This is a genomic window from Pseudomonas sp. B21-035 (assembly GCF_024748945.1).
Taxonomy (GTDB): domain Bacteria; phylum Pseudomonadota; class Gammaproteobacteria; order Pseudomonadales; family Pseudomonadaceae; genus Aquipseudomonas.
Genome location: NZ_CP087179.1, coordinates 955,963 through 967,260 on the forward strand (window position 1 = coordinate 955,963; position 11,298 = coordinate 967,260).

Genomic DNA, 11,298 nt, shown 5'->3' on the forward strand with positions numbered 1-11,298 from the left:
GGATTGCCTGGTGCCGTTCAATTATCTGACCTTAAGCCTGGCCTGCTACCTGACCAGCCTGTTCCTCCAGGCCTGCGCCCGTGAGCACGACGTAATGCGCGGCATGCACGCCCTGGCCCTGGGGGTGTTGAACGGGTCCTTCTGGTTTGCCAACCCACTGTATTTCGCCGCCCTGGTGATGCACCGGACCAAGCCGCAGGTAGCCCTGTACCTGGGCTGCGCGGCGTTGGCGCTCAGTGGCCTGATGGTGCCGCTGGGCTGGCTCGGCTTGACCCCGGTGCCTGATTCGGCCAACGGACCGGGGCTGCTGATCGGTTACTACGTGTGGCTGCTGGCGATGCTGGTGTTCATTCTCGGCCAGTGGCGTTACCGCCACGAACCTGCGAACAGCAGCAAGGTGCCGCTGCTGGGCTGGCCGGCCTGGGGGCTGGTCGCCGGCATCGTGTTGACCGTGCCGCTGGCCTTCACGCCCTGGAGTAAAGTGCCGTTCCGCTCGGCCCCCGAGCCAACCTCGTGCATTGAATGTGGAGGCAATTGATGGCCCGCTTTTACGTTGCGATCACCCTGGCGCTGTACCTGCTGAGTCTGAGTTGCAAGGCCATTCACCTGTCGGCCGATGGCTCTTTGCATGCCCTGCAGGTGCTGTTGCTCGGGCCTTGGGGCATCGTCATGCAGATCTACGGCTGGTTTGCCAACCCGTTGCTGGGGCTGGCGATCCTTGTGCACCGGCGTTGGCGCTGGCTGGCCCTGGTGCTTGGCCTCGGCGCCCTGTACCTGGGCCTCAGTGCCTTGATGGTGGAGCGCTTGCCCGACAATCACAGTTACAGCTTTCTCGACGTTACCGGTTTTGGCCCGGGTTATTACCTCTGGTTGCTGTCGATCAGCTTCTTCTGCGTCATGCAGGCCTGGTGGTGTCGGCAGGGGCTCAAGGGCGCGCAGCTACCCGGTTGGAATTGGCTGGATGGCGGCCTGGCAATCGTATTGAACATTGTCATCGTCTACGCCATCCAGACCCCCAGCCTGCACTTTCAGATAAAGAAAGTGATCGAACCGCCGCTGCCACCGATCGAGATCGACAAGGACGCCATCTAGCGGGCGGACGCCGAGGTTCCCCACTGCACTACCAGCATGCCGACCACGATAAGCCCGACCCCGGCCAGGCGCAGGCCGTTGACCGGGCGTTCGGGCAAACCCATCAGGCCCCATTGGTCGATGATCAACGACGACAGCACCTGCCCGGCAATTACGCAAACGATGAAGCCGGCGGCGCCCAGCCTTGGCGTCAGCACCAGTGCGGCGGTGATGTAGGCAACCCCGGCAACGCCGCCCAACCAGGCCCACCAGGGCGCTTGGGCCAAGGCATTGAGTTGTGGCAGCGGCGCCCGCAAAACCAGCAATGCCGGGATCACCATCAGCACACTCACCGCCAGCGACACCAGCGACGCCCACAACGGGTGCCCGAGCAGGCGGCCGAGCGCTGCGTTGCTGCCGGCCTGGAAGGGCACGGCGGCGCCGGCCAGCAGGGCGATGGTCAGGGGCAGCAAGGTGGCGGTAATAGCGGGCAGGTTCATGGCATGGCTCTCAAAAGTGGCTTGCCAAAGTCTTTGCTATCCATCCCAATAATGGAAATTCGAATGCTGCACAGGAGTTATTCGTCTGATGGATGATCTGCGCCGGATCGACCTCAACCTGCTGTTGACCCTGCACGCGCTGCTGGCCGAGCAGCATGTCTCGCGCGCGGCCTTGCGCCTGCATCGTAGCCAGCCGGCGGTCAGCCATGCCCTGGCGCAACTGCGTGAGCTGTTCGGTGATCCGTTGCTGGTGCGTCGCGGTGGTCGTCTGCACGCCACGGCGCGCGCCCAGGCCCTGATCGAGCCTTTGCAGCAGGCGCTGGAGCAGCTCGACGGCTTGCTCGGCAGCCCCGGTTTCGACCCGCGTCGGGCGCAGCGCAGTTTTCGTCTGGCGATGTCTGATTACGGCGCGCGGGTAGTGTTGCCCGGCTTGATGCGCATGTTGCGCGAAGAGGCGCCGGGGATCGATCTGATTGTCTCCCAGGGCAGCCGTGAGGCCATGCTCGGCCAGCTGTTCGACGGCGAGGCCGACCTGGCTCTGGCGGTGTTTCCGCAAATGGCCGAGGAGCTGCGGGCGCAGACGCTGTTTGAAGAGTCCTTCACCTGCATCGCCGATCGCAGCAGTTTGCCTGTGCGGGGCGGCCTGAGCCTGGATGCGTGGCTGGCACGGCCGCATGTGCTGGTGGCAGTGCGTCCGGGTATCGACAACGAGATTGACCTGGCGCTCCAGGGCATCGGTGCCCGGCGCCGGGTGGCGCTGGCCTTGCCCCATTGGACAGCGGCCCAGGAAGTGATTGCCGGCACCGACCTGATCCTGACCGTGGCCCGCCGCAGCCTGGACAGCGGTGCGCTGGATTCACGCCTGCGCAGGTTTGCGCCACCATTGGCAATCAAACCCTTTGCCTTCCAGCAGGCCTGGCATCAGCGCCGCGAAGGGGAGGCGGGGCATCGCTGGTTGCGCGAGAAGGTGATGCAGGTGTGTCAATATGGCCGGCCTGATCGCGGGGCAAGTCGAGGCGTCGCACCGCCGCTCCCACCCAAGAAGGAGTCCGCAGAATGAAACATCCATTTTTGCTTGTCGGCCTGTTGGTCTGTTGTTCTTCAATAGCCCAGGCCCAGGACGAATACTCACAGGCCTACAGCGCCTGCATGAAAACCGCCGAATCCACCCTGGCCATGAACAACTGCAACGGCGCCGAGATCAAACGCCAGGACAGCCGCCTCAACAGTGCCTACAAAAAGGCCATGGCCGGCCTCGAAGGGCCGCAGCAAACCCAGCTGCGTGAAGCCCAGCGGGCCTGGATCAAGTACCGCGACGCCAACTGCAACCTGTATTACAGCCTCACCGGCGGCACCATGGATCAGCTCAATGGTGCCGGTTGCATCCTCGGCAGTACCCGCGACCGCGCCGATGAACTGCAGGCCTTGCTGCAGCCTTGAGGTCAGCGCCGGGTGGCGCGAGCACGCAGGTACTCGCGCACTTCGCGCTGGTCGCCGGCAAACTCGATACGCTCGGCCTTGCTCTGGCGCTGGTAGGCGTACATCGGGTCGTAGTACTCGTTGAGCAGGCCGCTGATCCAGGCTCGGTGCAGGTCCACCTCACCCGTGTGAAGCTGCTCTTGCAGCGCTTGCTCGAGTAACGCCGACAACCGCTGATAACGCTCGCCGCCGAGGCGCTTGAGGATGTTGGCCATGCTTTGGGTCAGGCGTTCGGCAAACTGCGGCAGGCCGTTTTCATCCCCGTGCAAGGCAACGAACTCGGCGCTCAGGTCGATCACGTAATCGCGCAGAATCCGCTCGACCCGGTTGTCAAAGCTGTCTTCCAGCCACACCAGCGGGTAGTGCTGCATGCCCTGGTAAAGCTCCAGCGGCAGGGTGCAACTGCCGACGATGCGGCCCTCATCTTCGAGTACAAATTGCTCGACGCCGCGTGCGCGTTTTTTCAGTACGTCGATGGCCAGCTGGTTCTCGAAGTCGATCTGTGCCGGCTGGCCGGTAGCGCGTTTGCCGAAGCTTGAGCCGCGGTGATTGGCGTGGCCTTCCAGATCAAGCGCATTGTCCAGCGTTTGCAGCACCTCGGTCTTGCCGGTGCCGGTGAGGCCGCCGATCAGCACGAAGTCACAGTCGGTTACCGCTTGCTGGGTGGTATGCAGCAGGAAGTTGCGCATCGCCTTGTAACCGCCGACCACCTTGGGGTAGTGGATGCCGGCTTCAGACTTGAGCCACTGCTGGGCGATCTGCGAGCGCAGGCCGCCGCGAAAGCAGTAGAGGTAACCCTCGGGGTTGGCCCGGGCGAAGGCCGCCCAGGCGGCAATGCGTTGGTCCTTGAGCGGGCCGCTGACCAGTTGATGGCCGAGGGCGATGGCGGCCTGCTGGCCCTGCTGCTTGTAGCAGGTGCCGACCTTCTGCCGTTCAAGGTCGTTCATCAGCGGCAGGTTGATCACGTGGGGGAAGGCGCCCTTGCTGAATTCGACCGGGGCGCGCATGTCCATCATGGCTACATCGTTAAGAAACAGCTGGCGGTAGTCGGTGCAGTTGTCGCGCATCAAAGCACCTCAACTGCATGGCTCTGTCGCTCGACCAGCTCGCCGATTGGCGCCAGGTTCAGGCCCAGTTCGCCGGCCACGGCGAGAAACTCCGCTTCACCCTCTGGCGCCACCGCCACCAGCAGGCCGCCGCTGGTTTGCGGGTCGCACAGTAGGTGCTTTTGCTCGTCGCTCAGCGCGGCGATTTTTTCGCCATAGCTGTCGAAGTTGCGCAGGGTGCCGCCCGGAACGCAGCCCTCACTCAGGTAGTGCTCAACGCTCGGCAGGCGGGGCACCGCGCTGTAGTTCAGGCGGGCGCTGAGGCCGCTGCCGTCGGCCAGTTCCACCAGGTGGCCGAGCAGGCCGAAGCCGGTGACGTCGGTCATGGCCTTGACCCCGGCCAGCTTGCCGAAGCGGCTGCCCGGGGTATTCAAAGTGCACATCCAGTCGCGGGCCAGGCCCTTGTCCTGGTCGCGCAGCTTGGCTTTTTTCTCGGCGGTGGTGAGGATACCGATGCCCAGCGGCTTGGTCAGGTACAGGCGACAACCGACGGTGGCGGTATCGTTGCGCTTCATGTGGCGCTTTTGCACCACGCCGGTCACGGCCAGGCCGAAGATCGGCTCGGGGGCATCGATGGAGTGGCCCCCGGCGAGTGGAATACCGGCCTCGGCGCAGACGGCGCGGCCGCCACGGATCACTTCACGGGCCACTTCCGGCGCCAGCACATTGACCGGCCAGCCAAGAATGGCGATGGCCATCAGCGGGTCACCGCCCATGGCGTAGATGTCGCTGATGGCGTTGGTGGCGGCGATGCGGCCGAAGTCATAGGGGTCATCGACGATGGGCATGAAAAAGTCAGTGGTCGAAACCACACCGCGTTCGTCATCGAGGGCGTAGACGGCTGCGTCGTCGCGCGAGGCGTTGCCGACCCAGAGCTTGGGGTCCAGGGCCTGGGTGCCGCTTTCGGCGAGGATCACCTCGAGCATCTTCGGAGAGATCTTGCAGCCACAGCCGGCGCCATGGCTGTACTGGGTCAGGCGAATCGGCTCGCTCATACGCACCTCGAAAATTCGTGAAGGCCCGAGTGTAGCAAAGCTGGTCTTTACGCCGATGCCTCTTATAATTTCCGGGGTGGCCCGTGTGGCCCTTTCCCCGCTATTGAACCGGAGAATCCCCATGCTCAAACGTCCCCTGGCGCTGTTTGCCGGCCTGGTATTGTCGTGCTCGTCCTACCTGGCCATGGCGGCCGACACACTGCGAGTCAGTGCCATCCCTGACGAAGCGCCGACCGAACTGCTGCGCAAGTTCAAGCCATTGGGCGAGTACCTGGAGCAGAAGCTGGGGATGAAGGTCCAGTTTGTGCCGGTGGCCGACTACCCGGCGGTGGTCGAGGCGCTGGCCACCGATCGCCTGGATCTGGCCTGGCTCGGCGGCTTTACGTTCGTCCAGGTACATCTCAAGGACCCGACCGCCACGCCTTTGGTGCAGCGCGAACAGGATGCCAAGTTCAACAGCAAATTCATCACTGCCAATCCTGATGTGAAGAGCCTTGCCGACCTCAAGGGCAAGACCTTTGCCTTCGGGTCTGTTTCATCCACCTCGGGCAGCCTGATGCCGCGCTACTTCATGCTCAAGAATGACAACATCAAGCCGGAGAGTTACTTCAGCCGTGTTGCCTATTCCGGTGCCCACGACGCCACTGCCGCCTGGGTCCAGGCCGGCAAGGTCGACGCCGGCGTGCTCAACGCCAGCGTCTGGGACAAACTGGTGGCCGCAGGCAAGGTCGATACCAACAAGGTCAAGGTGTTCGCCACCACCCCAAGCTACTACGACTACAACTGGACCGTGCGCGGCAGCCTCGAGCCGGCACTCAAAGCCAGGATCAAGCAGGCCTTCCTCGACCTCGATCCGGCCAAACCTGACGACAAAGCCATCCTCGACCTACAGGCTGCGAGCCGCTTCATCGAAACCAGCCCGGATAACTACAAGGGCATCGAAGAGGCCGCGCGCGCCGCCGACTTGCTGAAATGACCATCCGTTTGCGCGGCGCCAGCCTGCGCCACGGCCAAGTCCAGGCGCTGCACGGCATCGACCTGCAGGTTGGCGTCGGCGAGCGGGTGGCGATCATCGGCCCGTCGGGCGCGGGCAAGTCGAGCTTGCTGCAACTGCTGGGCACGGCCATCGCGCCCAGTACCGGCAACGTAGAGCTGCTCGGCGTGACACCCTGGCGCTTGTCGGCCGCTGCGCTTCAGCGCCTGCGCGCGCGTATCGCCCTGATCCACCAGACGCCGCCGTTGCCACCACGCCAGCGGGTGGTAACCGCAGTACTGGCCGGGCGCCTGGGGCAGTGGAGCACCTTGCGCGGGCTGCTCAACCTGCTGCACCCGACGGATGTCGCCGGTGTGCGCGAGGTGCTGACGACCCTTGGCATGGCCGAGAAGATTTTTGTCCAGTGCGGGCAATTGTCCGGTGGCCAGTTGCAGCGGGTCGGCATTGCCCGCGCGTTGTACCAGCAACCGCAGATGTTGCTGGCTGACGAACCGGTCTCGGCGATGGACCCGGTGCTCGCCGAACACAGCCTGAAAACCCTCAACCAGCATGCCAGCGAACGCCGCGTGACCCTGATCGCCAGCCTGCATGCGGTAGAGCTGGCGCTGGCGCATTTTGCGCGGGTTATCGGTATTCGCGAGGGGCGCATCGTCTTTGACCGCCCGGCGAGCGAGGTGTCCAGCGCCATGCTCGATGCCTTGTATGCCAACGAGCAACTGCTGCCGCCGGCGTTACCGCTGCCGGCCTTGAACCTGCAGATTCCCCGATGCTGAAGGCCGATCGCCGTGACCCGGCGGCGTTGCCCAGGCTGTTGCTGGCGCTGCTGGCGATAGCCTTGCTGTGGCCGGGTATCCGCCTCAGCGAGCTCAACCCTGGGGTGCTTCTGCAGGCCGATAACCGCCGGGAGATGGGTAATTTTGTCAGCGCCTTCTGGCCGCCAGCCCATGAAGCGGACTTTCTTCGGCTGCTGCTTGAGGCCACCTTGCAAACCCTGGCCGTAGCCACCGCCGGCATGACCCTGGCGTTGCTGCTGGCGATCCCGGCCAGCCTGCTGGCCAGCCGGGCGCTGTCGTTGCGCGCCGCTTCCCGTGGCGGTCGCCTGGGCTTCTGGTCGCGCACCCTGCGTCTGCCGGTGCGCGGCCTGTTGATCTTTTTGCGCAGCGTGCCGGAGATCGTTTGGGCGCTGCTGTTCGTGCGTGCCGTGGGCCTGGGCCCGACCGCCGGGGTGCTGGCCATCGCCATCACCTACAGCGGCATGCTTGGTAAGGTCTATGCCGAGATTTTCGAATCGGTCGACCAGCGCCCGGCGCATGCCTTGTTGCAGACCGGCAGCAGCCGCTTGAGCGCGTTCTGCTACGGCATCCTGCCGACTGCGGCGGCGGAGCTGGTGTCTTATACGGTGTACCGCTGGGAGTGTGCGATCCGTGCCTCGGTGGTGATGGGTTTTGTCGGTGCAGGGGGGCTCGGCCAGCAGATCGACCTCTCCATGCGCATGTTCGCCGGCGCCGAGGTGGCGAGCATGCTGCTGACATTTCTGTTGCTGGTATGGCTGGCCGACCAGCTCAGCCGCCTGCTGCGCGGGAGGTTGGCATGAGAGTGCTGATCAATACCGCGCTGGTGCTGGCACTGGTGGCGGCGGTGGCAGCTTCGTTCGCTTACTTGAGCCTTGATCTGCAGGCGCTGTTTGGCAACGGCGGGTTAGGGCAGATGGGCGCTTATGCGCTGCGCTTCCTCAGCCCCGACCTGAGCCCCGAGCACCTGCGGGCGGTCGCCAAGGGCGCATTGGAAACCCTGGCCATGTCGGGCCTGGGTACTTTGCTAGCGGTGGTGCTCGGGCTGATGCTGGCCTTGCCTGCCGCCGGGCGGTTCGGCTGGCCGCTGCAAGGCGTTGCGCGCCTGCTGCTTAACGCCCTGCGCGCGATACCAGAGCTGGTGTGGGCAGCCTTGACTGTCCTGGCCGCGGGCCTTGGGCCCAATGCCGGGACCCTGGCCCTGGCTTTGCACACCTCAGGTGTTCTCGGCCGGCTGTTCGCCGAGGCACTGGAAAACGCCCCGCCAGAGCCGGCTGCAGCCATTCGTCTGCAAGGCGGCAGCCAGGTCACTGCATTCTGCTTCGGCACCTTGCCTAACCTCTGGCCGCAGATGCTTGCCTACAGCCTGTACCGCTGGGAAAACAACATCCGCATGGCCAGCGTGCTGGGTTTTGTCGGTGCCGGCGGCCTGGGGCAGATGCTCTACACCACCCTGAGCCTGTTCCAGGAAGCCCGGGCCAGCACGGTGATCATCGCCATGCTGGTGCTGGTGTTGCTGGTCGATGCCTTGAGCGATGTGCTCCGGCAGCGCTTTGTGCGGGCTTGAAAGCCGCAGGATGATCAGGGCTTGGGCAGATCATGGCTGGCCCATTCCAGGTAGCGGATGATCCGCTCCTTGTAGTGCAGGTGATCACGCACCACCATCAAGCCGAACCACAGTACAAGCAACACGACGAAGGTCAACAGGATGACCAGGTTGCCTTTGCCGAACGCCCACAGCTCGGTGAGCTTGGCCTTCTCGGCGGCAATGGTGGCGAGGAAGGTGATGATCGCCACGAACATCGCGTTCTGGGTCAGGTTCAACGACTTTGGCGGGTTTTCGGAGATCTTCGCAAACGCCGCGATCTCGCCAGCCTGGGCTGCACTGACAGCGTTCTGCTCAAGCATCTGCAGGAAATGCGCGTAGCGCAGGTAGCTGTCGCGCTGCAGCAGCGGCTGGCTGGCGATGGCGTGGCGTTGATACAGGCTTTTGAACTGCTCGGCGACAAAGTACTCACGGGCCAGCAACATCGCCCACATGCACAGGCTGGTGCTGAGCATCACCGTGACCGGGCCTAGGGGGTGTTGTTGCACGCTGAACGAGGCGCTGACCACCAGGACGGTTGCCAGCACCACCAGCCAGGTCGGCAACAGGTGCGGGGCCAGCGGATTGTTGCGGATGGCGTGCCAATAGTTCGGGCGGCTGCGTTTGTAGAGCTGCAGCATTTCGCTCCATTGTTGAAACATCGTTACCTCATGGGCAGGGGCTTACCTTGAGGATAACGGCCGCGCCGGGGAAATCATCACTGGGTTTTGGCGGATGTGTTCTCGGCTTGTTGCAAACCCAGTCCCACGGACAACCAGGTAAGGCTTGCAAGGCCGGCTCCTACAGTGGACCTGTGTTCGCCCAATCCTGTGGGAGCTGGCCCTGCCAGCGATCGAGCGCGAAGCGCTCGCTATTAGTGGGCTATCCGGACGCAGGTCAGCGCTCGATGGTTTCACAAATCGCATCCATCTGAATCTGGTGCTCGATCGATTACAGCGCCTGCTTCATCTGCACCAGCGCCACCCGGGTATTGCCAGGGCCCTGGCGCTCCTCGATGGCAAAAGGCTCAAAGCCCAGCTGTGGATAAAGCAGCAGCCCGGCGGCATTGCTGTTGAAACACGACACCTGCACCTCGCGCGCTTCGAACTGGCTGCGAGCCAGCTCGATCATGCTCTGCACCAGATAACGTGCCACGCCATGACCGCGCGCGGCGGGGGCCACCACCACATTGCCGAGGGCGCAGACGCCGCCATGCTCGGCCTTGTAGAAGTTGGCAAAGGCCAGCAGCGTACCGTCACCCTCGACCACAGTGGAGCCGCTGCGCTGGGCGATAGCCTCGCTCAATTGCGCGGGTGTCAGCGGGTACGCAGCTTTGGGGAACATGTAGAACAGCTCGTCCGGGCCTTGGGGGAAGCAGCAGATGGCAGCGATGTCCTGAGGCTGGACGGGGCGGTGGGTCAATTGCATGGCGCGACTCGATCAGCAAATGAGGGAACAGTGATCCTACACACTTCGACAAAGCTGGTAATGGAATCCCCACGCTGCGCCAGGGTCCACCTTGATAAGGTGCCCTTCGGCTGCATCGACCCACAAGGAGCAACATCATGAAAGCACTTCTGTTCACCGCCGCCCTGGCAACAGCGGGCCTGGCTCAGGCCCAGACCGTGGAAATGGCCCTGGTGGGCGCCGACGGCAGCGCCAAACCTGTCGGTACCATTACCCTTGAACAGAATAAGTACGGCACTTTGCTCACGCCTGACCTGCGCGACTTGCCGCCGGGCGTACACGGCTTTCACCTGCACGAAAACCCCTCCTGCGCACCGGCCACCGCCGACGGCAAGACCACGCCGGCAGGTTCTGCGGGCGGGCATTGGGACCCGCAGCAGAGTAAAAAACACCTGGGCCCGTACGACGATGCCGGGCACAAGGGCGACTTGCCCGCCTTGTATGTCAGCGCCGACGGCACCGCCCGCTACCCGGTCCTGGCCCCACGCCTGAAGGCCGACGAGTTCAAGGGCCATGCGCTGATGGTGCATGGCGGCGGCGATAACCACAGCGATCACCCGCAGGCGTTGGGTGGTGGTGGGGCGCGGATTGCGTGTGGGGTGGTGCAATAAAGGGCTATCCACTGCGCAATGCGCTAGGCCTGCACGTGTTGCAATAACGGACTTTCACTGAGGTGCATCATGATCTGCAAAAACGCCATGCGTCCGGTACACCCAGGGGAAGTCCTGCGCGAAGATTTTCAGAGTGAGTTGGGTGTTAGTGTCGCCGCTTTGGCTCGCGCGTTGGGCGTGTCTGTCTCTGCGATAAATGCGGTTCTTTCTCGACGTCGTGGCGTTTCGGCAGACATGGCCTTGCGCCTCGCCACTTGCCTGGACACTACGCCGGAGTTCTGGCTCAACCTGCAGACGGCGTTTGACCTGCGCACGGCCGAGTTGAATCACGGCGATGAGATCCACCGGCAAGTGCGGCGCCTGGTGGCTTGTGCTTGAATTGCCGGGCACAAAAAAACCGACCCTGGGGTCGGTTTCTTTTTGCGTTTGGTGCCCCGAGGGAGACTGGAGTATTCCATATAATCCGCAGCCTACAGCCGGATTATATAGTTAGGGATACACGCGGGGATACAGCTTGCTTGGGCCTATGACTGCACAATCCTAGATCTGGGCATAAACGACCTGTAAACCCCGCTGTGCTTTCCTTGGAGAACCTAGCTGGTGTGGCAAGGGTTGCAGCAATAGTAGCAACCATTAATTCGTAGTGTGGGATTTGCCCCTCGTGCGGCGCTAACAGCACCGGTACAGGATAGGTGATTT

15 protein-coding genes are annotated in these 11,298 nt (G+C 63.4%); 10 read left to right on the forward strand and 5 right to left on the reverse strand.

What is annotated here, in order from left to right; all coding sequences use genetic code 11:
- Positions 1 to 10 precede the first annotated feature (10 nt).
- The gene (locus LOY22_RS04290) at positions 11 to 538 is read left to right on the forward strand and encodes a hypothetical protein (RefSeq protein WP_093388046.1); all 528 of its coding nucleotides are present in this window, start codon (positions 11 to 13) and stop codon (positions 536 to 538) included.
- Positions 538 to 1,092: a hypothetical protein gene (locus tag LOY22_RS04295; protein ID WP_258596478.1), complete on the forward strand. Its 555-nt coding sequence runs from the start codon at positions 538 to 540 to the stop codon at positions 1,090 to 1,092. Before LOY22_RS04290 ends, LOY22_RS04295 begins: the two co-directional genes overlap by 1 nt.
- Here the strand turns inward: LOY22_RS04295 and LOY22_RS04300 are convergent.
- A complete protein-coding gene (locus LOY22_RS04300) occupies positions 1,089 to 1,571 on the reverse strand; it encodes a DMT family transporter (protein ID WP_045196159.1) in 483 nt (160 codons plus the stop codon). The genes LOY22_RS04295 and LOY22_RS04300 overlap by 4 nt on opposite strands.
- A gap of 88 nt (positions 1,572 to 1,659) precedes the next feature.
- Here LOY22_RS04300 and LOY22_RS04305 point away from each other — a divergent pair, with 88 nt between their 5' ends.
- Entirely contained in the window at positions 1,660 to 2,631 is a 972-nt protein-coding gene (locus tag LOY22_RS04305) for a LysR family transcriptional regulator (RefSeq protein WP_258596480.1), read from the forward strand.
- Positions 2,628 to 3,011 carry a lysozyme inhibitor LprI family protein gene (locus LOY22_RS04310; protein WP_093388055.1) on the forward strand — a complete coding sequence of 128 codons (384 nt, stop codon included), beginning with the start codon at positions 2,628 to 2,630 and terminating at the stop codon, positions 3,009 to 3,011. The genes LOY22_RS04305 and LOY22_RS04310 overlap by 4 nt, the downstream gene beginning before the upstream one ends.
- A gap of 2 nt (positions 3,012 to 3,013) precedes the next feature.
- Here the strand turns inward: LOY22_RS04310 and mnmH are convergent, their stop codons facing one another.
- Positions 3,014 to 4,117: a tRNA 2-selenouridine(34) synthase MnmH gene (gene mnmH / locus LOY22_RS04315; RefSeq protein ID WP_258596481.1), complete on the reverse strand. Its 1,104-nt coding sequence runs from the start codon at positions 4,115 to 4,117 to the stop codon at positions 3,014 to 3,016.
- Positions 4,117 to 5,151 (reverse strand): selenide, water dikinase SelD, encoded by a 1,035-nt coding sequence (selD, locus tag LOY22_RS04320; protein WP_045196165.1) that lies wholly within the window; start codon positions 5,149 to 5,151, stop codon positions 4,117 to 4,119. Before selD ends, mnmH begins: the two co-directional genes overlap by 1 nt.
- 121 nt (positions 5,152 to 5,272) lie before the next feature.
- Between selD and LOY22_RS04325 the strand changes: the two genes are divergently transcribed.
- Genes LOY22_RS04325 through phnE form a run of 4 tightly spaced genes read left to right on the forward strand, consistent with a single transcriptional unit; the run spans position 5,273 to position 8,503 of the window.
- A complete protein-coding gene (locus tag LOY22_RS04325) occupies positions 5,273 to 6,127 on the forward strand; it encodes a putative selenate ABC transporter substrate-binding protein (protein WP_258596483.1) in 855 nt (284 codons plus the stop codon).
- A complete protein-coding gene (locus LOY22_RS04330; RefSeq protein ID WP_213602385.1) occupies positions 6,124 to 6,918 on the forward strand; it encodes a phosphonate ABC transporter ATP-binding protein in 795 nt (264 codons plus the stop codon). Before LOY22_RS04325 ends, LOY22_RS04330 begins: the two co-directional genes overlap by 4 nt.
- Positions 6,912 to 7,739 carry an ABC transporter permease gene (locus tag LOY22_RS04335; protein ID WP_213602383.1) on the forward strand — a complete coding sequence of 276 codons (828 nt, stop codon included), beginning with the start codon at positions 6,912 to 6,914 and terminating at the stop codon, positions 7,737 to 7,739. The genes LOY22_RS04330 and LOY22_RS04335 overlap by 7 nt, the downstream gene beginning before the upstream one ends.
- Positions 7,736 to 8,503, forward strand: coding sequence for a phosphonate ABC transporter, permease protein PhnE (gene phnE, locus LOY22_RS04340; protein ID WP_093388070.1), 768 nt, complete (start codon positions 7,736 to 7,738; stop codon positions 8,501 to 8,503). Before LOY22_RS04335 ends, phnE begins: the two co-directional genes overlap by 4 nt.
- Positions 8,504 to 8,517: 14 nt before the next feature.
- Here the strand turns inward: phnE and LOY22_RS04345 are convergent, their stop codons facing one another.
- Complete coding sequence (locus LOY22_RS04345; protein WP_258596486.1) at positions 8,518 to 9,183, reverse strand: hypothetical protein; 666 nt, start codon at positions 9,181 to 9,183, stop codon at positions 8,518 to 8,520.
- A 289-nt stretch (positions 9,184 to 9,472) separates the two neighbouring features.
- Positions 9,473 to 9,949: a GNAT family N-acetyltransferase gene (locus LOY22_RS04350; RefSeq protein WP_213602379.1), complete on the reverse strand. Its 477-nt coding sequence runs from the start codon at positions 9,947 to 9,949 to the stop codon at positions 9,473 to 9,475.
- A gap of 137 nt (positions 9,950 to 10,086) precedes the next feature.
- Here LOY22_RS04350 and sodC point away from each other — a divergent pair, with 137 nt between their 5' ends.
- Positions 10,087 to 10,599, forward strand: a complete 513-nt coding sequence (gene sodC / locus LOY22_RS04355; RefSeq protein WP_093388085.1) for a superoxide dismutase family protein — start codon at positions 10,087 to 10,089, stop codon at positions 10,597 to 10,599.
- A 72-nt stretch (positions 10,600 to 10,671) separates the two neighbouring features.
- Positions 10,672 to 10,977: a HigA family addiction module antitoxin gene (locus tag LOY22_RS04360; protein ID WP_093388223.1), complete on the forward strand. Its 306-nt coding sequence runs from the start codon at positions 10,672 to 10,674 to the stop codon at positions 10,975 to 10,977.
- Positions 10,978 to 11,298: the final 321 nt, after the last annotated feature.